We start from the raw sequence: 20,773 nt of genomic DNA on the forward strand, positions 1-20,773 counted from the left end.
GGAAGAGACTACTGCCCCAGTGACAACACGAGCAGCGAAACCGTCGCGGCCGTCTCGGCCAGCCCTCCGAACACATCGCCGGTCACCCCGCCGAAGCGGCGCGTGCAGTGGCGGAGCAGGAGTTCGGCGACGGCGAGAGAGGCGATGACCGCGGCGGCCGTACGGATCACGTCGTACGTGGAGACCAGCGCCCCCGCGCCTGCGGCCGCCCCGGTCACGACCACCGCCGCGGCCACCGCCGCCCGTACCGGCACCACGCCCGCGACCGCCGCCCCGAGCCCCTCGGGCCGCGCGGCCGGCACCCCCGCGCGCGCGGCCAGGGTGAGCGCGAGCCGGGCGGCGGTCGCCGAGACGACGGCGGCGAGCGCACCCCGGGCCCACGAGTCGCCGTACGCCTGAGCCAGCGCGGCCACCTGCGCGAGCAGCACGAGGACGAGTGTGATCACCCCGAACGGTCCGATGTCCGACTGCTTCATGATCCGCAGCGCGTCCTCGGCGGGCTTCCCGCTGCCGAGTCCGTCCGCGGTGTCCGCGAGCCCGTCGAGGTGCAGTCCGCGAGTGAGGACGGCGGGTACGGCGGCGGAAGCGACGGCGGCGAGCAGCGGGCCCGCGCCCAGCGCCAGCAGCACCACGCCGACCAGGGCCGCGCACCCGCCGACGACGAGTCCGGCGAGCGGGGCGCAGAGCATGCCGCCGCGTGCGGCGTCCCGGTCCCAGCGGGTCACCGGGACCGGCAGCACGGTCAGCGTGCCGAACGCGAAACGGAGGCCGTCCGGCCAGGGGGTCTTGGGCACCGGCGCAGGTTACCCGGCGGTCGGCAGGAGCGCCGGGGCGCCCATGGATACAGTGCGCATATGGGACATTGGTTGCAGCGGAACATCATCGAGCCCGGCAAGCTGCCGTTGCTGCTCGCCCTCACCGCGTTCGTGCTGACGTTCCTGATCACCCGGCTCATCACCCGTCTCATCCGGGCGGGCAAGGGCCCCTTCGGCAACGTCAAGGCGGGCGGGATGCACATCCATCACGTCGTGCCCGGCGTGGTCCTCACCGTCCTCGGCGGCTTCGGGGCGGTCGCCAGCAGCCGGCACGGGTTCGGATCGGCCGCCTTCGCGGTCGTCTTCGGCATGGGGGCCGGCCTGGTCCTCGACGAGTTCGCGCTGATCCTGCACCTCGACGACGTCTACTGGACCGAGGAGGGCCGCAAGAGCGTCGAGGTCGTCGTCCTCACGGCGGCCCTGGTGGGACTGATGCTCGCGGGCTTCACGCCGTTCGGGGTCAACGACATGACCCAGGACGAACTGCAGGACCGCGGCAGCGTGATCTCGACCGTCGTGGTCAACTTCCTGTTCGCGCTGGCCGTCCTGAGCAAGGGCAAGGCCCGGATGGCGATCTTCAGCGTGATCGTCCCGCTGGTCGGACTGATCGGCCTGGTCCGGCTGGCCCGCCCCGGCTCGCCCTGGGCCAAGCGCTTCTACCGCCGTCGCCCGCGCGCCCGCGCCAGATCCACCCTGCGCGCCTACCGCCACGACCGCCGCTGGGCCGGTCCCCGCCGCAGGCTTCAGGATCTTCTCGGCGGAAAGCCCGACCCCGAACCGAACCGTGCCCTCGGCCGGTGACGGTGCCGCAGCGCCGAGATCCCGCACAGCAGTACCACCGCCGCGATCGCCGCCAGGTGTTCCTTGCCGGCGAGGTTCCCCTTCAGCGTCACCTCGACCGCCATCGCCGCCGTCACCGCACCCGCGGTGACATAGGCGCCGTAGCGCCATCCGAGGAAGACGGCGAGGCCCACCACGGCCGCCGAGGGGCCGGTGTCCACGACCCGGGCGTCCGAGGCGGGCAGGCCGAGCGGGTTGTCGAAGCCGAGCTGGATGCCCACGCGCGCGTACAGCGTGCCGGCGAGGGTGGCGGCGTACGCGATGACGAGCGTGCGCCAGCGGCCGAGGCAGATCTCCGCGATGCCGAACACGAACAGGATCTGCGCGAGCGCACCCCAGACGGGGAGGTCGAGCGCCGGGACGAACAACGACAGGGGAGTGCGCACCAGCGCCAGCCACAGCGGGTCCTCGGCGCGCACCGCCCCGACGTTCTGCACGAACCGATAGCCCCACGACTGGTTCTGCACGATCTGCATGACAGCCGTCAGCGCCACCACCCCGAGCGTCATCGGGATGGCCCGCCAGCGCCGCTTGACCAGGGGCTCGCGCACCGTGATGTACAGGAGTCCCCATTCGGCACGGGCCAGGCGGGCGAGCCTGTTCATCCGGCGGTCCTCATCGGTGCGTTTCCAGATGCTTGCGGTGCACCCACTTCGGCAGCCCCGGCGCCTCCAGGAACCCCTCCGCGCGGGCCGACGCGATGCCGATGCGCGGCAGGTCGGCGCTCTTCTCGAAGAGCAGGAACCGCGGCTCCCAGATGGGCCGGTACTTGGCGTTGGCGCGGTACAGCGACTCGATCTGCCACCAGCGCGAGAAGAAGCTGAGCAGCGAGCGCCACAGCCTCAGCACCGGCCCGGCGCCGAGCCGCGCCCCGCGTTCGAAGACCGAGCGGAACATCGCGAAGTTGAGCGAGACCTGCGCGACCCCGATCTCCCGGGCGCGGCGCAGGAGTTCGAGCACCATGAACTCCATCAGTCCGTTGTCGGAGTCCCGGTCGCGTCGCATGAGGTCGAGGGAGAGCCCGTGCGGGCCCCAGGGCACGAAGGACAGCACCGCCCTCAACTCGCCCTTCCCGTCGGTGCATTCGAGCATCACGCACTGCCCGTCATCGGGGTCCCCGAGCCGTCCCAGCGCCATGCTGAACCCGCGCTCGGTGGCCCCGTCGCGCCAGTCGTCCGCCCGCTTCAGCAGATACGTCATCTCGTCGGCGGGGATGTCCTCGTGCCGCCGGATGCGCACGGTGTACCCGGCCCGCTTCACCCGGTTGTAGGCCTGCCGCACGGTCCGCATGGCACGCCCTTCGAGGGTGAACTCGGCGACCTCGACCAAGGCCTCGTCACCGAGCTCCAGCGCGTCCAGACCGTGCCGCGCGTACACGGTCCCGGCCTCCTCGCTGGCCCCCATCACGGCCGGGATCCAGCCGTGCGCCCGCGCCTCGGCGAGCCACGGCTCGATGGCGCCGGGCCAGGCCTCCGGGTCGCCGATCGGATCACCGGAGGCCAGCGAGACGCCCCCGACGACCCGGTAGGCGACGGCCGCCTTGCCGGTCGGCGACCACACGACGCTCTTCTCCCGCCGCAGCGCGAAGTATCCGAGCGAGTCCCGCTCGCCCTGCCGCTCCAGCAGCTCCCGCAGCCGCTTCTCGTCGTCCTCGGTGAGCGGGTCGACGGCGCGCCGGGAGCGGAAGGCGGCGTAGAGAACGGCGAGGACGAGGGCCGTGCTGAGCACGTTGATGGCGACGTTGACCCAGTTCGGCGCGTCGACGCCGGGGAAGTGGGACTCGTCGACGGCGATGGAGACGAGGCGGAGGGTGCCGTAGCGCCAGCGCTCCAGGAACGTCGAACGGGACGCGTCCGCCGCCTGGTTGGTGACCGTCACCAGCAGCGCGGCGAGCAGGGAGGCGACCAGGGTGCCGCCCACCGCGACGGCTGCGGCGAGCCTCGGGTTCGAGCGGTCGCCCTTGGCGTAGAACTCCCGCCGCCCGACCAGCAGGGCGACGACGAAGGCGGCGGTCAGCCCGAGCGAGATCCAGTTCTGGGCGTACTGCCGGATCTCCGGGAACGCCATGGCGAAGGCGAACAGCGCGAGGAACGGGCCCGCCACGGCGAGGTTGAGGATCCACGCGGCGCGCTTGCGGCGCCGCATGGTGATGGCGAGGAACGCCGTGAACACCCCGGAGGCGAAGCCCGCGGTCAGCAGGTACGGCGTGAAGAAGTTCTCCTGGTTGTGCCGCCGCACGTCCTGCCCCAGCGAGACCCAGGCGGCACTCAGAAAGTTGACGAACGCGACGGCCCGCAAGTACCAGACGGCGAATGCGGCGGCCCGCCGCGAGGCAATTCGGGCATCTCCCATGAGAGAGGATCATATGGGCGATGCCCTGATGAACCCCTCCATCTTTGGTCTCCGGTCCGGTCGACTTTCGGCCCGTTCTCCGGCCTACTCGGTCGCTTCCTTCTCGATCTCCTCGTCCGCGGTCTCCTTCTCGGCTTCCGCGGAGACCTGCGGCTCCTCCGGCTCGTCCGGCTTCTCCGGCAGCTCCGCGGCCAGCGCCGCCGCGGCCTGGACCAGCGGCAGCGCCAGCAGCGCCCCCGTACCCTCGCCCACGGTCACGCCGTGCGCGAGCAGCGGCTCCAGTGCCATCCGGTCCAGGGCCTTCGCCTGCCCGGGCTCCCCGCTGTCGTGCGCGGCCAGCCACCAGTCCGGCGCCCGGAACGCGATCCGCTGCCCGACCAGCGCACAGGCGGCCACCACGACCCCGTCCAGGATCACCGGCGTCTTGCGCACCGCGCTCTGCAGCAGGAAGCCCGTGATCGCGGCGAGGTCCGCCCCGCCCACGGTCGCCAGCAGCTGCAACTGGTCGCCCAGTACGGGCCGGGCCCGCCTGAGCGCGTCCCGGATCGCCCCGCACTTGCGCATCCACGCCAGGTCGTCGATGGCGAGCCCGCCCCGCCCGGTGACCACGGACGCGTCGGTCCCGCACAGCGCGGCGATCAGCACGCCGGCCGCGGTCGTCCCGCCCACGCTCACATCGCCGAGCACCACCAGATCCGTACCGGAGTCGGCCTCCTCGTCGGCCACCGCGACACCGGCGCGGAACGCGGCCTCCGCCTCCTCGGCCGTCAGTGCGTCCTCACGGTCGATGCGTCCGCTGCCGCGCCGCACCCGGTGCCCTGCGACCTCGTCGGGCAGCGTCTCGGGGTCGCAGTCTAGGGCCATGTCGACGATGCGCACCGGCACGCCGAGCCGCCGGGCCAGCACCGACACCGGACGGCCGCCCTCCAGGATGTCCCGCACCAACTGGCCGGCGCTGCCCGCGGGCCGCGCGGAGACGCCCAGTTCGGCGACTCCGTGGTCACCGGCGAAGAGAACCACCCGCGGTCGTTCGATCGGCCGCACCGGCACGGCCGACTGCGCCGCGGACAGCCACTCACCCAGGTCGTCGAGGCGGCCCAGCGACCCGGGGGGCACGATCTGACGCTCCCGGCGCGCCTCGGCGTCGCGGCGCACGCCACCGTCGGGGCGCTCGATCAGATCGGTGAAGTCGTCGAGATTAAGCGAGCTCATTCGCCGAACAGTACCGGCACCGATCGAACAGGACGGCGCCACATGGGCACCACGCGCGCGTGACGTCGTTGCTCCCAAGATCGCGATCCCATACGTTCCGTTTTGCACGGATTGTCGTACGCCTTCGGGAGCCGCCATGAATCGCCTGCGCACCCGCGTCACCGTCCTCGACCGGCAAAGACGCCACCGTTCGACGGCCCGCGCGATCCTGCGGCTGCTGCCCGAACCGGAGAGCTGGCTGGACGTGGGCACCGGCGACGCGTACTTCCCCGAGACGGCACGGGACTTCTTCCCCTACACCTCCATCGACGGCCTCGACCCCACCGCGCGCGTGGCGTACGCCCGTCATGCCGAGCGCATCGAGGAGGCCTACGCGGGGCATGTGACGGACTCGCACATCACGACGATCCTGCGCGCCCGCTACGACGTCGTCACGCTCCTCGACGACCGCTCACCCGTCCCGGACCCCCGCGCCGAACTCCACGCCGCCCTCACGCTCCTGCGCCCCGGCGGCCTCCTCCTGGTCGAGGCGCCCCCTCCGCAGTCGTACGACATCCCGGCCCAACTCGACTCCGAGGACTGCACGATCGTCGCGACGAGCCGTCATGTCCTCGACCGGTTCCCTTACACGTACCGGATCGTCGCGCGCCGCACGCCGTCAGCCCCGTAGCACCAGCGCCTGTCCCGCCACCACCAGGACCACCTGCTCGCACTCCCCGGCGAACGCCGCGTTCAGCCGCCCGAGTTCGTCGCGGTAGCGCCGTCCGGAAGCGGTGGCCGGCACGATTCCCGAACCCACCTCGTTCGATACGGCGACCACGGTCCGCCGGCTCGCCCGTACCGCCTCCGTCAGCTCCCGCACCCGCTCCCGCAGCGCCCGCTCCCCGCCGTCCGCCCACTCCGCGTCGTCCCACGCCCCGGCGGAGTCCATCGCGTCCGTCAGCCACAGGGACAGACAGTCGATGAGCAACGGCGGGCCGTCCTGCGCCAGCAACGGCACCAGATCGCAGGTCTCGTCCGTCCGCCAGGACCCCGGTCGCCGGTCCCGGTGGACGGCGACCCGCGAAGCCCACTCCACGTCCCCGTTCCGCGAGCCGCCCGTCGCCACGTACAGCACCTCGGGAAAGGCCTCCAGGCGCCGCTCGGCCTCCACCGACTTCCCGGACCGCGCCCCGCCCAGCACCAGCGTCCGCCGCGGCACATCGGGCACGTCCTCGTACACCCCCACGACCAGCGTCGCCCCGTCCGGCACGGCCCGCGCCCCCGCGGCAGCCAGCCGCCGCCACAACTCGGCGCCCGGCGGCACGTCATGGTCCAGATGGACGGCGACGACGTCCGTGGTCGGCCCCACGGCCCCCACCGCCCGCAGCTTGGCCAGGGCGTCAGGCCGCCCCACGACATCGGCGAGCACCATGTCGTACGACTCGGCGGACCCGTTCTCGAGCCCGGCCGGCGCGCCCCCGGGCGGCAGATACAGCAGGCGCTGCCCGTCCGGTCCGGTCACCGCGTACCCGGTGCCCGGCGCGTCCATCGCCACCGCCCGCACCCGGTGCCCGGTCAGCAGCGCCAACTCCCGCCCGTCCGGAACCCGCCCGGGCTGCGGCAGCCCCGCGGGCACCTCCACCGCGGGCCCGTTGTGCGGATGCGACAACAGCACCTGCCGCACCCCACCGAGCGAACGCCCGGCCCGCGCCGCGGCGAACGCCGCCCCCGGCGTCAGATCGAGCAGCACGGTCCCGTCGACGAGCACCGCGGTCGCCGCCCGGGCGTCACCGCCGAGCGCCGTCGCGCACGCGGCACAGGGACAGTCGGGGCGGGGGAGTCCCGCGGGGGCGCCGGTGCCGAGCAGAGTCACTTCCACGAAGCGATTTTCACCCGTCAGCTTTGGTCCTGCGTGGTGGGGGCGCCCTAAAGGGGCGCGGGGCTGCATCGACATACGGGTCCGCCGCGATGGGGGTCCCCCCGCTCGAGCGAGGTCGAGAGTGGGGGAGCGACAAGCCCTCACCGGCAGGCAGGCGACCAACTACCGTAGGTTGATCACGGCCCAACCAGCGGAGCGCACAAGTGCTCAGACACGGGAGGCGTACATGGCGGCATGGACGTGGCGGTTCGAGAAGGCCGACGGGACTGAGGTCCAGCCCTCGGTGCAGCCCGAGGAGTTCACCACGCAGGGGGATGCCGAGTCGTGGATCGGGGAGCACTGGAAGGCCCTGCTGGAGGGCGGCGCCGAACAGGTGCGGCTCTTCGAGGACTCCACGGAGATCTACGGGCCGATGAGCCTGCAGGCCGCGGAGTAGCGAACCGTACGGAACGGAAGGAAAGGGGCGGCCGCGAACCGGCCGCCCCTCCTCACTGCTCGCCCAGCGTCACATCCGCCTTCTTCTGACTCCCGTTCCGGGTGTACGTCACTGACGTCTTGTCACCCGGCTTGTCCGCCGCCAGCGCCTCGGACAGAGACGTGATCGTCGTGATGTCCGTGTCGCCCAGCCCGGTGATGATGTCCCCGGCCTGAATGCCGGCCTCGTCGGCCGCCCCGCCGCTCTTCACCTCGACCACGGCGACCCCGGCGGCCTGGTAGCTGTCGTCGACGACCGTACGGCCCGTGATGCCCAGCGCGGCCCGGCCCGAGTCGGTGACCTTGCCGTCCTTGATGATCTGGTCGGCGATCGTCTTCACCATCGACGAGGGGATCGCGAACCCGATGCCGGGTGCCGCGCTGTTCCCGAACTGGGGGTCGGTGGCGGCGAGCGTCGGAATGCCGATAACCTGCCCGTCGAGGTTGACCAGGGCGCCGCCGCTGTTGCCGGGGTTGATGGCCGCGGACGTCTGCACCATGTTCCCGATCGTCGCGCCCGTCCCTCCGCCCGTCCCGCCCGTCTCCCCGTCCGGACTGCCCTCGGTGACGGTCCGTCCGGTCGCCGACACGATCCCCTGCGTCACGCTGGACGACAGCCCGAGCGGCGAGCCCATCGCCAGCACGATCTGCCCGACCTGCACCTTCGAGGAGTCCGCGAAGGCCGCCGCCTTCAGCCCGCTCGGCACCTGGTCCAGCTTGATGACGGCGAGGTCCTGGTCCGGGTACGAGTAGACGAGTTCGGCGGTGTGCACGTCCTCGCTGTTGGCGGTCGTCACCTTGAAGGTCTTGTCGTTCCCGACGACGTGCGCGTTGGTGACGATGTGCCCCTGGTCGTCGTAGACGATCCCCGACCCCAGATCGTTGCCGGCCTGGATCTGTACGACCGACGGCAGAACGTCCTTGATCACCTTCTGGTAGTCGCTCTGCAGGTCGTTGCTCGCCATGGGCACGGCCACCTGGGCGGCCTGCGCGGTCGACTTCTCCTTCTCGCCCCGGGAACCGGAGTCGGAGCAGCCCGAGACGAGCACGAGAGCACAGGAGAGCGCGGCGCCGGAAACGAGCAGCCGGAGGGCGCGGGTACGGGAGACGTCCATGCCCCGAGTCTCACTTCGGGGTGAATGTCCGGCGCGTGGTGCACACCCGAACGGGCTCAGCCGCGTACCCCGCACAGGTGCAGCAACGCCGCCACCCCGCGGTACGGATCCGTCCGCCCGGCCCGCTCCTCCGCCGCGAGCAACGTCTCGACGTCGGCGGGGATCTCGGCCCCGTCCTCGGCCGTGTCCGTGAACACCCGCACCCCGTACCAGGCGTGCAGCGGCGCGGCGATCCCGGCGAGCGTCGCGGTCACCGTCTCCAGCCGGTCGGCGCGCACGTCGAGCCCCAGCCGGTTCGTGTACGACAGCGTGTCGAAGGCGCCCAGCGCGGAGGCCCAGTCGCCGGACAGCCCCGGCCGCATCGCCAGCGCGTCGCCGTTGCGCACGAGCAGCGACAGCAGCCCGCCGTGGGCGAGCATCCGCGCCAGTCCGGCCAGCAGCGGATCAGGCTCCTCGACGTACATCAGCACCCCGTGGCACAGGACCACGTCGAAGCTGCCGGGCAGGAAGTGCACCCCGGTGTCCCGGCCGTCGCCCTCGATGATCCGCACCCGCTCCCGGATGCCCTCGGGCTCGCCGGACAGGGCCTGCCGCGCGGCCGCGACCATCGCGGAGTCCTGCTCGAGCCCGGTCACCTGATGCCCGGCCCGGGCCAGCCGCAGCGCCTGCGTGCCCTGGCCCATGCCCACGTCGAGCACCCGCAGCCGCTGCCCGACCGGGAACCGGCCCGCTATCTGCTCGTCGAGCTGCCGGGCCACCAGCTCCTGTCGTACGACATCCCGCAGACCGCCCAGCCTGCTCAGCCAGGCATCCGCCGCACCCCCGGAGAACGACGTAGTGCTCAGGGCCGCTCTCCGCGCTTGACCTGCGGCTTGGGCAGCCGGAGCCGACGCATCTGGAGGGAGCGCATCAGGGCGTAGGCGACGGCGCCCTTGCGGTTGTGGTCCGGGAAGCGCTCGGGGAGCGCCTTCCTCAGCCGGAACACGGTCACGAACGAGTCGAGCACGATCAGCACGATCACGACGAGCCAGAGCAGCAGCGCGATGCTCTGCAGCGAGCCCACCCGCACCATGCTCAGCACGAGGATGACCACGGCCATGGGCAGGAAGAACTCCGCCACGTTGAACCGCGAGTCGATCCAGTCGCGCGCAAACTTGCGGACCGGGCCCTTGTCGCGGGCGGGCAGATAGCGCTCGTCACCGCCGGCCAGCGCCTGGCGCTGCCGTTCGAGCTGCGACCTGCGCTCCTCGCGCTGGCGCTTGGACGCGTCCTTGCGCGTCATCGAAGTGTTGGCGACGCTGCGGCGCTGGGACTGGGCCTCACTGCGCTTGGGCGTGGGCCGACCCTTCTTGGCCTGCGGGTCACGGGGCTGCTTGGAGTCGGTCAGCGACGCCTTGTCGGCGACTGCTGCCTTCTCTTCCTTGGCACGGCTACGGAACACAAAACCCAAGGGTACGGGGTGCCCGGGGTTGGACCACAGCCCCGCGGGGAACGATCCGGCAACACCAGTCGTCATGTAAAGGGCAGAGGGGACGTTGCGCACGCTCCGGTTCCCTTGGGGGAACACCTACTCCCTACGCCGGAGCGGGAGCGGTTGCAGTCGTCCTTGGGGATGAGCGCATCCATCCCGGAACAGTGCGTCAATGGATGCAGGGCCCGTACTGTGGGTTCTGTCGCAGAGCTGGAGCTGGAAGTCCGTCAGAAGGGGGCGCGCGAAGCCCATGAGCGGTGTCATGAAGCGTATGGGGATGATCTTCCGCGCGAAGGCGAACAAGGCCCTTGACAGGGCCGAGGACCCGCGCGAAACCCTCGATTACTCGTACCAGAAGCAGTTGGAGCTGTTGCAGAAGGTGCGCCGCGGCGTCGCGGATGTCGCGACCTCCCGCAAGCGCCTGGAGCTCCAGCTGAACCAGCTGCAGGGCCAGTCGTCCAAGCTGGAGGACCAGGGCCGCAAGGCGCTCGCGCTGGGCCGTGAGGACCTCGCCCGCGAGGCGCTGTCCCGCCGTGCCGCGCTCCAGCAGCAGGTCACCGACCTCGAGACGCAGCACGCGACGCTCCAGGGCGAGGAGGAGAAACTCACCCTGGCGGCCCAGCGGCTGCAGGCGAAGGTCGACGCCTTCCGCACCAAGAAGGAGACGATCAAGGCCACCTACACCGCGGCGCAGGCCCAGACCCGGATCGGCGAGGCCTTCTCCGGCATCTCCGAGGAGATGGGCGACGTCGGCCTGGCGATCCAGCGCGCCGAGGACAAGACGGCGCAGCTCCAGGCTCGCGCCGGCGCCATCGACGAACTGCTCGCCTCGGGCGCCCTGGACGACCAGTCCGGCATGCACAAGGACGAGATCCAGGCCGAGCTGGACCGGATCTCCGGTGGTACGGACGTGGAGCTGGAGCTGCAGCGCATGAAGGCGGAGCTGGCCGGAGGATCGCCCCAGCAGGCGATCGAGGGCGGCACGGGTCAGTCTGAGTCCCAGCAGCAGCCGCAGGACACCCCACGCTTCGACAAGCAGTGACGAGCGGCGGGGGCCACGCCTAGGAGGCCGACATGGGCGACATGATCGTGAGGATCATGGGGGAGGGGCAGGTGAGGCTGGCCGACAGCCACCTCACCGAGCTGAACAAGCTGGACGACGAGCTCCTGAGAGAAATGGAGAACGGCGACGGCCCCGGCTTCCGCCGCACCCTGGAGGCCCTCCTCGGCAAGGTCCGGGAACTGGGCGACCCGCTCCCCGACGACTCCCTGGAACCGTCCGAACTGATCCTCCCGTCCGCGGACGCCACCCTGGAGGACGTCCGCGACCTGCTCAGCGACGACGGCTTGATCCCGGGCTGATCGGCACCTTTTGACGCCGGTCCGTACACATCGGCCCGTCCGGCTTTTGAGGGCGGGGCCCCTCAAGGGCCGAAGCGGGAGCCTGGGTGCGCCGACCCTCGGCGACAGCACGCCAAGGTACGGCTACCACCAGTTCCGGCACCGACAAGCGCCCCGTACTGTTCACTCGTGAGCGGCACCCTAGAACGCGCCAGATGTCGCCTGAAGGCGCACCCCCTCGCGCTGGACGCGACCCTGGCGGCCGGCGTACTCGTCTGCATGGTGGCCGGCTCCTTCGTGGACCCGCACAGCGAGGACGGCGTCACCTGGGGCGTCCGTACCCCCGCCCCCCTCGCCCTGGTCCTCATGGCCCTCGGCGCGCTCGCCCTGGTCTTCCGACGCCGCGCCCCGAGAACGGTCCTCGCCCTCACTGGCACCGTCTCCCTGGTCGAGTGCGTGGTCGGCGACCCCCGGGCCCCCGTCGCCATGGCCGCGGTCATCGCCCTCTTCACGGTGGCCGCCACCACCGACCGCCCCACCACCTGGCGCCTCGGGCTGCTGACGATGACGGTCCTCACGGGCGCCTCCATGCTGTTCGGCCCCCTGCCCTGGTACGCCCAGGAGAACCTCGCCATCTTCGCCTGGACCGGCATCGGCGCCACCGCTGGTGACGCCGTCCGCAGCCGCCGTGCCGTCGTCCAGGCCATCCGTGAGCGCGCCGAGCGGGCGGAACGCACCCGCGAGGAGGAGGCCCGCCGCCGGGTCGCCGAGGAGCGCCTCCGCATCGCCCGCGACCTGCACGACGTCGTCGCCCACCACATCGCCCTGGTCAACGTCCAGGCCGGAGTCGCCGCGCACGTCATGGACAAGCGCCCCGACCAGGCCAAGGAGGCCCTCGCCCACGTCCGCGAGGCCAGCCGCTCCGCGCTGAACGAACTGCGCGCCACCGTCGGCCTGCTCCGCCAGTCCGGCGACCCCGAGGCCCCGACCGAACCCGCCCCGGGCCTGGTCCGCCTCGACGAACTCGTCGGCACCTTCCGCAGCGCCGGCATGCACGTCGAGGTCGCCCGCGCCGACCACGGCACCACCCTCCCCGCCGCCGTCGACCTGGCCGCCTACCGCGTCATCCAGGAAGCTCTCACCAACGTGCAGAAGCACGCCGGTACGGAGGCGAAGGCCGAGGTCAGCGTCGTACGCGTCGGCCCGAACATCGAGATCACCGTCCTCGACAACGGTGCCGGCGAGGACGACGACCCCGAGCACGGCGGCGGCCACGGCCTGCTCGGCATGCGCGAGCGCGTCACCGCCCTGCGCGGCACCCTCACCACCGGCCCCCGTTACGGCGGCGGCTTCCGCGTCCATGCGATCCTGCCGGTCAAGACCCGCTCCCGGGCCGCGGAAGACGCCGTATGACCGACGTATGACGAAACCGCGGAACTCCCGGGCACCCCGCGGAAGTTCTCGTAGGACGAAGCGCCCGATCGCACCCCTCGCGGAGGACCCCGTATGACGACCATCCGTGTCCTGCTCGCCGACGACCAGGCCCTGTTGCGCAGCGCCTTCCGGGTACTCGTCGACTCCGAGCCCGACATGGAGGTCGTCGGTGAGGCGTCCGACGGGGCGGAGGCGGTGCGGCTGGCCAAGGAGGAGCGGGCCGACGTCGTGCTGATGGACATCCGGATGCCCGGCACCGACGGCCTCGCCGCCACCCGCATGATCAGCGCCGACCCCACCCTCGCCCATGTCCGCGTGGTGATCCTGACGACCTTCGAGGTCGACGACTACGTCGTGCAGTCCCTGCGGGCCGGTGCCTCCGGCTTCCTCGGCAAGGGCAGCGAGCCGGACGAGCTGCTGAGCGCGATCCGTGTCGCGGCCGGCGGCGAGGCCCTGCTCTCCCCGGCCGCCACCAAGGGCCTGATCGCCCGCTTTCTCGCCCAGGGCGACGCCTCGGACGACGGCCGCGACCCCGCCCGCAGGGAACGGCTCGACGCCCTCACCGTCCGCGAGCGCGAGGTCCTCGTCCAGGTCGCCGGCGGCCACTCCAACGACGAGATCGCCGAACGCCTCGAGGTCAGCCCGCTCACCGTGAAGACCCACGTCAACCGGGCCATGGCCAAGCTCGGCGCCCGCGACCGGGCCCAGCTGGTGGTGATCGCGTACGAGTCCGGGCTGGTACGTCCAAGGGTGGAGTGAGGTCAACCTGCGCTACCGCGCTGCCAGTTGGGGTAAAGTACATCATACCGGGCTGGTTCCAACCCGGCTGGTGTTGATCGCGTAAGACTCGACCGTTCGCTGAGCGGCCGAGCGGCGTGAGCCAGGAATCCCCGGCTTCGGTTGGGGAGGGTTCAAAGAAGAGAGAACCCTGACGCTGTTGCGCTTCGGGCTGATGGGGTATCGCGCTCGTCTCGGGGGCGATACCCCAGCTCAAGCAGCAACTGCTGCCCTCCATCGAACTGCCCATGGTGTCCGTGCTCGCGCCGTACCAGGGGGCGTCGCCGGATGTGGTCGAGAAGCAGGTCGTCGAGCCCATCGAGGACAGCCTCGAGGCCGTCGACGGCATCTCGGGCGTCACCTCCAAGGCCAGCGAGGGCAACGCCGTGATCATGGCGTCCTTCGACTACGGCAATGACACCAAGCAGCTCGTCGCCGACGTCCAGCAGGCCGTCAACCGGGCCCGCGTCCAGCTCCCGGACGACGTCGACCCGCAGGTCGTCGCCGGTTCGACCGACGACATCCCGACCGTCGTCCTCGCGGTCACCTCGGGCAAGGACCAGCAGGCCCTCGCCGACCAGCTCGACAAGACCGTCGTACCGGACCTGAAGGACATCGACGGCGTCGGCCAGGTCACCGTCGACGGTGTACGGGACCTGCAGGTCTCCGTCACGCCGGACGACAAGAAGCTGGCGAGGGCCGGGATCACCGCGCAGGCCCTGTCCCAGGCGCTGCAGGCGGGCGGCGCGACCGTCCCCGCGGGCTCCTTCGACGAGGACGGTCACAACCGCACCGTCCAGGTGGGCGGCGGTTTCACCTCGCTCACGCAGATCGAGGACCTGATGGTCGCCGGCGAGGGCACCGCCGCCAAGAAGCCGGTCCGGCTCGGTGACGTGGCCACCGTCAAGCAGGAGCAGTCCACCGCCGACTCCATCACGCGCACCGACGGCAAGCCCTCCCTCGCCGTGATGGTCACCATGGATCACGACGGCAGCGCGGTCGCCATCTCGAACGCGGTCAAGGACAAACTGCCGGATCTGCGAAGGGACTTGGGCTCCGACTCGAAGATCACGGTCGTCAGCGACCAGGGCCCGGCGGTCTCGAAGGCCATCAGCGGTCTGACCACCGAGGGCGGGCTCGGCCTGCTCTTCGCGGTCCTCGTCATCCTGGTCTTCCTGGCGTCGGTCCGCTCGACCCTGGTCACGGCGGTGAGCATTCCGCTCTCGGTCGTCCTCGCCCTGATCGTCCTGTGGACGCGGGACCTCTCGCTCAACATGCTGACGCTCGGCGCCCTGACCATCGCCATCGGCCGGGTCGTCGACGACTCGATCGTGGTCCTGGAGAACATCAAGCGGCACCTCGGCTACGGCGAGGAGCGCCAGGAGGCCATCCTCAAGGCGGTCCGTGAGGTCTCGGGGGCGGTCACCTCCTCGACCCTCACCACGGTGGCGGTCTTCCTGCCGATCGGCCTGGTCGGCGGCATGGTGGGCGAGCTGTTCGGCTCGTTCAGCCTGACGGTGACGGCGGCCCTGCTGGCCTCCCTCGTGGTCTCGTTGACGGTCGTGCCGGTCCTGTCGTACTGGTTCCTGCGCGCCCCGAAGGGCACCCCCGCGGACGCGGACGAGGCCCGTCGCAAGGCCGAGGAGAAGGAGGCGAGGAGCAGGCTCCAGCGCTTCTACGTCCCCGTCCTGCGCTTCGCGACCCGCCGTCGGCTGACCAGCGTGCTGCTCGCGGCGGTGATCCTCATCGGCACCTTCGGCATGGCGCCGCTGCTGAAGACGAACTTCTTCGACCAGGGCGAGCAGGAAGTCCTCACCGTCAAGCAGGAGTTGAAGCCGGGCACCAGCCTGGCCGCGACCGACGACCGGGCGAAGAAGGTCGAGCAGCTGCTCGCCGGGGTCAAGGGCGTCAAGGGCTACCAGGTGACGATCGGCTCGTCCGGCTTCATGGCGGCCTTCGGCGGCGGCACGGACACCAACCAGGCGTCGTACCAGGTGATGCTGGACGACAAGGCCTCGTACGCGGACGTGCAGGACGACATCGAGTCGGGCCTCAAGAAGCTCTCCGGCATCGGTACGACCACCGTCTCGGCCGGTGACGGCTTCGGCAACCAGGACCTGAGCGTCGTCGTGAAGGCGGCCGACCCGGCCGTGCTGAACAAGGCGTCGGAGCAGGTGCGCACCGCGGTGGCCGGCCTGGACCACGTCACCGACGTCACCAGCGACCTCTCGCAGAGCGTGCCGCGCATCTCGGTCAAGGCCAACTCCCGTGCCGCGGCGGCCGGTTTCAACGACCAGACCCTCGGCGCGGCGGTCGGCCAGGCGGTGAAGGGCACCACGGCGGCCAAGGCGATCCTGGACGACACCGAGCGCGACGTCGTCATCAAGTCGGCGAAGCCGGCGACGACTGTGGCCCAGCTGAAGAAGCTGCAGCTCGGCCCGGTGAAGCTCGGTGACATCGCCACCGTGAAGCTGGTCGACGGGCCGGTCTCCATGACCCGTATCGACGGTCAGCGCGCGGCGACCATCACCGCCAAGCCGACCGGCGACAACACGGGCGCGGTGAGCACGAAGCTGCAGGCCAGGATCAAGGCCCTGAAGCTCCCGGCGGGCGCCACGGCGGAGATCGGCGGCGTCTCGTCCGACCAGGACAGCGCGTTCAAGAACCTGGGTCTGGCGATGCTGGCGGCGATCGCGATCGTCTTCATGCTGCTGGTCGCGACCTTCCGCTCCCTCGCCCAGCCGCTGATCCTGCTCGTCTCGATCCCGTTCGCGGCGACGGGCGCGATCGGCCTCCTGGTCGCCACCGGCACCCCGATGGGCGTCCCCGCGATGATCGGCATGCTGATGCTGATCGGCATCGTGGTGACCAACGCGATCGTGCTGATCGACCTGATCAATCAGTACCGGAAGCAGGGTTACGGCGTCGTCGAGGCCGTGGTCGAGGGCGGCCGCCACCGGCTGCGCCCGATCCTCATGACGGCACTGGCGACGATCTTCGCCCTGCTCCCGATGGCCCTGGGCGTCACCGGCGAGGGCGGCTTCATCGCCCAGCCGCTCGCCGTGGTCGTCGTCGGCGGTCTGATCACGTCAACTCTGCTGACCCTGCTGCTCGTTCCGACGCTCTACGCGATGCTGGAGCTCCGCAAGGAGCGCCGCGCGAAGAAGCGGGCGGCGAAGCGGGCGAAGAAGGCGGCACTGCCGTCCCAGCGGTCGGCCTCGGACGAACCGGAGCCGGAGCCCGCGGGCGTGTGACGGCTGAGACGGCCGGGGAGCGGACCATGACGGTCCGCTCCCCGGCCGTCGGCGTTTTCCGGTTATGTATCTTGTGGCTCGAACTGCTTTACGGTGAAAGGGATCCCGGCGGTGCCACTGCACAAGGACGACCCGAAATCGATCGGCGGATACAGGCTGGTCGACCGGCTCGGGGCCGGCGGCATGGGCGTCGTCTACTGGGGCCGGTCCCGCTCGGGCCGTGACGTCGCCGTCAAGGTCGTGCACGCCCAGTACGCCGAGGACCCGGTCTTCCGCGCCCGGTTCCGCCAGGAGATCGAGGCCGTCCGCAAGGTCAGCGGCGCCTTCACCGCACCGGTGGTGGACGCCGACCCGGAGGCGGTACGGCCCTGGATGGCGACCCAGTACGTTCCGGGGAGCTCCCTCGCCCAGCGGATCCGCGAGCACGGTGCGCTGAAAGGCACCGAACTGCGCCGCCTGGCCCTGGGGTTGGTCGAGGCGCTGCGGGACATCCACCGGGCCGGGGTGGTGCACCGGGATCTCAAGCCCGCCAACGTCCTGATGTCCGAGGACGGCCCCCGCGTCATCGACTTCGGCATCTCCCGCGCGGCCGAGAATCACCAGACCCTCACCGAGACCGGCCAGATGATCGGCACCCCGCCCTTCATGTCCCCGGAGCAGTTCACCGACGCCCGTACGGTCGGCCACTCCTCGGACGTCTTCTCGCTCGGGGCGCTGCTGGTGTACACCGTCACCGGGCGCGGCCCCTTCGATGCCGACAGCCCCTATCTGACGGCCTACCGGGTGGTCCACGACGAACCCGTACTGGACGGGTTGCCGCTGCCGCTGCGCGCGGTGCTGGAGCGCTGCCTGGCCAAGGAGATCAAGGACCGGCCCGAACTCGACGAGCTGGCACAGGAGTTCGCGGACGTCCTGCCCGAATCGGACCCCGACGACCCGCTCACGGTGACGCTGCGCGCGGACGTGCTGCGGACCGTGGGGGAGACCGCCGCCGGGGCCGACCCGGCGGCGGTGACGAAGCTCCCCGGACTCAGCCGCCGTACCGGCAGGCGGGGCCGCCGCATCCGCCCGCTGGTGGTGGCCGGCACGGTGGGTGCGCTGGCCCTGGGCCTGCTCGGATACATACGGTTCGGACCGGGATTCTCGGACAGCCCCCGGACGGCGACCTCCGCCGCCTCCGCGACCTCCCGGTGGGGGGCGGTGCCCACCGGCTTCGAGCCCTGGCAGACGACGGTGTTCAAGTCGGCACCGCAGGGCGAGGTCAAGGCGCTGGGGAAGGGGAGCGGCGACCCGACGGACGTCACCTGCCGCAGGTACGAGGGCGCGGTCTACTGCGCGGGCAACAACATCCTGCCCGTACGTCTGGACGGCCGTACCGGCAAGACCGTCTGGCGCTCCTCCCTCGCGTCCGCCGACGCCGACACAGGGCTGCACACCTTCACTCTCCTCGGGGTGAAGGACGGCGCGGTGCTCGTCCGGCAGGTCGTCTACCCGGACGGCGTGGGGAACGGCACGGTCAGCATGATCGCCCTCGACGCGGACAGCGGCGAGCAGCTGTGGGCCCGCAAGATGAACGACACGAGCGTCGACGTCCTGACCGGCGACCCCGCCCTGACCACCGACACCAGCGGTCGGCTGCTGACGGCCCGTTCCCCGCGCACCGGCATCGACCGCTGGACCGTGCAGCTGCCCGCCGACAACTACTGCCAGTTCCTGACGGTCGGCTCCGGCCTGTACGAGCACTGCTTCCCGAAGGACGAGAGCCGGTCCGCCGAGGTCGTGGAGCTGAACCGGACCGACGGGTCGGTGGTCCGGCGCCTGAAGACCCCGTACACGACCGGCCTGCTCGGCGCCGTCGACGGCCGGCTGGCCTTCGCGGTCGGCACCACAGGACCGACGCGCCCCGAGGAGCTGACGTTCGGCAAGATCTGGCTGGTCGACCCGGACACCGGCGCCGGCACCACGACGAAACTGTCGAAGACCTACGAGGGCGCGGTGACGCTGGCCGCCGGCACCCTGTGGATCACCGCGGCCAACGGCCAGGTGACCGCCGTGTCGCCGCTGACCGGCAAACAGCTGTGGCAGACCCGGACCGACGCCGAGGGTTCGGGCCAGCCGACGTACGACGCCCGCACCCGCACTCTGTATCTGGCCAGCACCAGCGGCCGGGTCGCGGCCCTCGACGCCCGCAAGGGCACGCTGCTGTGGGAGACGGGCGCGCACGCCGAGCAGCTCGCGAGCGGCGAAGTGATCAAGTCCGAGGTGCTGCCGTACGGCGGCGCGCTGATCGTGAACACCCCGGACGGCACCGTCTTCGGCGTTGACCCCGCTCACCCCGAACGGAACTCCTCCTCGGGGTGAGCACACCGCACAGGGGGACTACGGCAGCGCCAGCATCCGCTCCAGCGCGAGCTTCGCGAACGCCTCCGTCTCCTTGTCGACCTCGATCCGGTTGACCAGGTTCCCCTCGGCCAGCGACTCCAGGGCCCAGACCAGGTGGGGGAGGTCGATGCGGTTCATGGTCGAGCAGAAGCAGACCGTCTTGTCGAGGAAGACGATCTCCTTGCCCTCGGGCGCGAAACGGTTCGCGAGCCGTCGTACGAGATTGAGCTCCGTGCCGATGGCCCACTTGGAGCCCGCCGGGGCGGCCTCCAGCGCCTTGATGATGTACTCCGTCGAGCCGACGTAGTCCGCCGCCGCCACGACCTCGTGCCTGCACTCGGGGTGGACCAGGACGTTCACACCGGGGATGCGCTCGCGCACGTCGTTCACGGAGTCCAGCGAGAACCGGCCGTGCACCGAGCAGTGCCCCCGCCACAGGATCATCTTCGCGTCGCGCAGCTGCTGAGCCGTCAGCCCGCCGTTCGGCTTGTGCGGGTTGTAGAGGACGCAGTCCTCCAGGGACATGCCCATGTCCCGGACCGCGGTGTTGCGGCCGAGGTGCTGGTCGGGCAGGAAGAGCACCTTCTCGCCCTGCTGGAAGGCCCAATCGAGGGCCCGCTCGGCATTGGACGAGGTGCAGATCGTGCCGCCGTGCTTGCCGGTGAACGCCTTGATGTCCGCGGACGAGTTCATGTACGAGACGGGTACGACCTGCTCGGCGATGCCGGCCTCGGTCAGTACGTCCCAGCACTCGGCGACCTGCTCGGCCGTCGCCATGTCGGCCATGGAGCACCCGGCGGCGAGGTCGGGGAGGACCACCTTCTGGTCGTCGCCGGTCAGGATGTCCGCCGACTCCGCCATGAAGTGCACACCGCAGAACACGATGTACTCGGCCTCCGGACGCGCCGCCGCGTCCCGGGCCAGCTTGAAGGAGTCACCCGTGACGTCGGCGAACTGGATGACCTCGTCGCGCTGGTAGTGGTGGCCGAGCACGAAGACCTTGTCGCCGAGCTTCTCCTTGGCCGCACGGGCGCGTGCCACGAGATCGGGGTCGGACGGCGAGGGCAGGTCACCGGGACACTCGACGCCGCGCTCGCTCTTCGGGTCGGCCTCACGGCCGAGGAGCAGCAGGGCAAGAGGAGTCGGCTGTACGTCGAGCTCCGGGGTCTGGGCGGTGGTCACGACACGCACCCTTTCTGTTCTGCGGGAGTGCTTGAGGGAGTGCTTTTCGTCGATCTGACGTTATCTATCATAACCTGGTTCACGTCACTTTGACGATGGTCATAACGTCGATGTGACATGAATCCCGGTGCCGCTCCGAGGCTGCTCCCAGGGCCGCTGTTCGCTTCGCCGCACGTGTGCGAGCATGAAAGGAGAGGCGAACAGACAAGTTGCCCGGCCCGGAATGAATCCGCGGCCCCGGCGGTTGCAATCGTCGCCAAGCA

General features: G+C 70.9%; 18 protein-coding genes. 9 read left to right on the top strand and 9 right to left on the bottom strand.

The features are described from left to right. Positions 1-8 precede the first annotated feature (8 nt). Complete coding sequence (locus tag OG303_RS35345; protein WP_405873578.1) at positions 9-794, bottom strand: adenosylcobinamide-GDP ribazoletransferase; 786 nt, start codon at positions 792-794, stop codon at positions 9-11. Between the two features lie 60 nt (positions 795-854). On the opposite strand from OG303_RS35345, the gene OG303_RS35350 reads away from it, so the two are divergent. Further along, positions 855-1,616 (top strand): hypothetical protein, encoded by a 762-nt coding sequence (locus tag OG303_RS35350; RefSeq protein ID WP_405873579.1) that lies wholly within the window; start codon positions 855-857, stop codon positions 1,614-1,616. Here the strand turns inward: OG303_RS35350 and OG303_RS35355 are convergent. The 3 genes from OG303_RS35355 to cobT form a co-directional block, all read right to left on the bottom strand. Beyond that, a complete protein-coding gene (locus OG303_RS35355) occupies positions 1,559-2,260 on the bottom strand; it encodes a hypothetical protein (RefSeq protein ID WP_405873580.1) in 702 nt (233 codons plus the stop codon). The genes OG303_RS35350 and OG303_RS35355 overlap by 58 nt on opposite strands. 10 nt (positions 2,261-2,270) lie before the next feature. Beyond that, the gene (locus tag OG303_RS35360; RefSeq protein ID WP_405873581.1) at positions 2,271-4,007 is read right to left on the bottom strand and encodes a phosphatidylglycerol lysyltransferase domain-containing protein; all 1,737 of its coding nucleotides are present in this window, start codon (positions 4,005-4,007) and stop codon (positions 2,271-2,273) included. 84 nt (positions 4,008-4,091) lie between these two features. After that, complete coding sequence (cobT, locus tag OG303_RS35365; protein ID WP_405873582.1) at positions 4,092-5,219, bottom strand: nicotinate-nucleotide--dimethylbenzimidazole phosphoribosyltransferase; 1,128 nt, start codon at positions 5,217-5,219, stop codon at positions 4,092-4,094. A gap of 136 nt (positions 5,220-5,355) precedes the next feature. On the opposite strand from cobT, the gene OG303_RS35370 reads away from it, so the two are divergent. Then, positions 5,356-5,889 (top strand): class I SAM-dependent methyltransferase, encoded by a 534-nt coding sequence (locus OG303_RS35370; protein ID WP_405873583.1) that lies wholly within the window; start codon positions 5,356-5,358, stop codon positions 5,887-5,889. Here the strand turns inward: OG303_RS35370 and OG303_RS35375 are convergent. After that, the gene (locus tag OG303_RS35375; RefSeq protein WP_405873585.1) at positions 5,878-7,080 is read right to left on the bottom strand and encodes a bifunctional adenosylcobinamide kinase/adenosylcobinamide-phosphate guanylyltransferase; all 1,203 of its coding nucleotides are present in this window, start codon (positions 7,078-7,080) and stop codon (positions 5,878-5,880) included. The genes OG303_RS35370 and OG303_RS35375 overlap by 12 nt on opposite strands. A 226-nt stretch (positions 7,081-7,306) precedes the next feature. Between OG303_RS35375 and OG303_RS35380 the strand changes: the two genes are divergently transcribed. Further along, positions 7,307-7,516, top strand: a complete 210-nt coding sequence (locus OG303_RS35380) for a hypothetical protein (protein WP_405873587.1) — start codon at positions 7,307-7,309, stop codon at positions 7,514-7,516. 52 nt (positions 7,517-7,568) lie between these two features. Here OG303_RS35380 and OG303_RS35385 read toward each other — a convergent pair whose 3' ends face one another. The 3 genes from OG303_RS35385 to OG303_RS35395 form a co-directional block, all read right to left on the bottom strand. Then, entirely contained in the window at positions 7,569-8,669 is a 1,101-nt protein-coding gene (locus tag OG303_RS35385) for a S1C family serine protease (RefSeq protein WP_405873588.1), read from the bottom strand. Positions 8,670-8,725: 56 nt separating this feature from the next. After that, on the bottom strand, positions 8,726-9,427 hold the full coding sequence (locus tag OG303_RS35390) for a class I SAM-dependent methyltransferase (RefSeq protein WP_405873590.1): 702 nt from the start codon (positions 9,425-9,427) through the stop codon (positions 8,726-8,728). Positions 9,428-9,510: 83 nt separating this feature from the next. Next, positions 9,511-10,185: a DUF3043 domain-containing protein gene (locus OG303_RS35395; RefSeq protein ID WP_405873591.1), complete on the bottom strand. Its 675-nt coding sequence runs from the start codon at positions 10,183-10,185 to the stop codon at positions 9,511-9,513. Positions 10,186-10,402: 217 nt separating this feature from the next. On the opposite strand from OG303_RS35395, the gene OG303_RS35400 reads away from it, so the two are divergent. The 6 genes from OG303_RS35400 to OG303_RS35425 all read left to right on the top strand — a co-directional run bounded on the left by OG303_RS35400 (position 10,403) and on the right by OG303_RS35425 (position 19,307). Next, complete coding sequence (locus OG303_RS35400) at positions 10,403-11,182, top strand: PspA/IM30 family protein (protein ID WP_405873592.1); 780 nt, start codon at positions 10,403-10,405, stop codon at positions 11,180-11,182. Between the two features lie 41 nt (positions 11,183-11,223). After that, positions 11,224-11,502 carry a hypothetical protein gene (locus tag OG303_RS35405; protein ID WP_405877648.1) on the top strand — a complete coding sequence of 93 codons (279 nt, stop codon included), beginning with the start codon at positions 11,224-11,226 and terminating at the stop codon, positions 11,500-11,502. Positions 11,503-11,670: 168 nt separating this feature from the next. Then, positions 11,671-12,894, top strand: coding sequence for a sensor histidine kinase (locus tag OG303_RS35410; protein WP_405873594.1), 1,224 nt, complete (start codon positions 11,671-11,673; stop codon positions 12,892-12,894). 93 nt (positions 12,895-12,987) lie between these two features. Further along, a complete protein-coding gene (locus OG303_RS35415) occupies positions 12,988-13,674 on the top strand; it encodes a response regulator (protein WP_405873596.1) in 687 nt (228 codons plus the stop codon). A gap of 200 nt (positions 13,675-13,874) precedes the next feature. Next, a complete protein-coding gene (locus tag OG303_RS35420) occupies positions 13,875-16,946 on the top strand; it encodes an efflux RND transporter permease subunit (RefSeq protein ID WP_405877650.1) in 3,072 nt (1,023 codons plus the stop codon). A 111-nt stretch (positions 16,947-17,057) separates the two neighbouring features. Then, complete coding sequence (locus tag OG303_RS35425) at positions 17,058-19,307, top strand: protein kinase domain-containing protein (RefSeq protein ID WP_405873597.1); 2,250 nt, start codon at positions 17,058-17,060, stop codon at positions 19,305-19,307. 18 nt (positions 19,308-19,325) lie between these two features. Here the strand turns inward: OG303_RS35425 and nadA are convergent, their stop codons facing one another. Beyond that, on the bottom strand, positions 19,326-20,510 hold the full coding sequence (gene nadA / locus OG303_RS35430) for a quinolinate synthase NadA (protein WP_405873598.1): 1,185 nt from the start codon (positions 20,508-20,510) through the stop codon (positions 19,326-19,328). Positions 20,511-20,773: the final 263 nt, after the last annotated feature.

Source organism: Streptomyces sp. NBC_00005 (genome assembly GCF_045160215.1).
Classification (GTDB): domain Bacteria; phylum Actinomycetota; class Actinomycetes; order Streptomycetales; family Streptomycetaceae; genus Streptomyces.

What these genes read in the sequence shown, in the direction of transcription:
- OG303_RS35400 (WP_405873592.1), top strand. Translation starts at nt 10,403, where the DNA reads ATGAAGCGTATGGGGATGATCTTCCGCGCGAAGGCGAACAAGGCCCTT.
- cobT (WP_405873582.1), bottom strand. Translation starts at nt 5,219, where the DNA reads ATGAGCTCGCTTAATCTCGACGACTTCACCGATCTGATCGAGCGCCCC.
- OG303_RS35355 (WP_405873580.1), bottom strand. Translation starts at nt 2,260, where the DNA reads ATGAACAGGCTCGCCCGCCTGGCCCGTGCCGAATGGGGACTCCTGTAC.
- OG303_RS35360 (WP_405873581.1), bottom strand. Translation starts at nt 4,007, where the DNA reads ATGGGAGATGCCCGAATTGCCTCGCGGCGGGCCGCCGCATTCGCCGTC.
- OG303_RS35395 (WP_405873591.1), bottom strand. Translation starts at nt 10,185, where the DNA reads ATGACGACTGGTGTTGCCGGATCGTTCCCCGCGGGGCTGTGGTCCAAC.
- OG303_RS35350 (WP_405873579.1), top strand. Translation starts at nt 855, where the DNA reads ATGGGACATTGGTTGCAGCGGAACATCATCGAGCCCGGCAAGCTGCCG.
- OG303_RS35385 (WP_405873588.1), bottom strand. Translation starts at nt 8,669, where the DNA reads ATGGACGTCTCCCGTACCCGCGCCCTCCGGCTGCTCGTTTCCGGCGCC.
- OG303_RS35415 (WP_405873596.1), top strand. Translation starts at nt 12,988, where the DNA reads ATGACGACCATCCGTGTCCTGCTCGCCGACGACCAGGCCCTGTTGCGC.
- OG303_RS35370 (WP_405873583.1), top strand. Translation starts at nt 5,356, where the DNA reads ATGAATCGCCTGCGCACCCGCGTCACCGTCCTCGACCGGCAAAGACGC.
- OG303_RS35405 (WP_405877648.1), top strand. Translation starts at nt 11,224, where the DNA reads ATGATCGTGAGGATCATGGGGGAGGGGCAGGTGAGGCTGGCCGACAGC.
- OG303_RS35380 (WP_405873587.1), top strand. Translation starts at nt 7,307, where the DNA reads ATGGCGGCATGGACGTGGCGGTTCGAGAAGGCCGACGGGACTGAGGTC.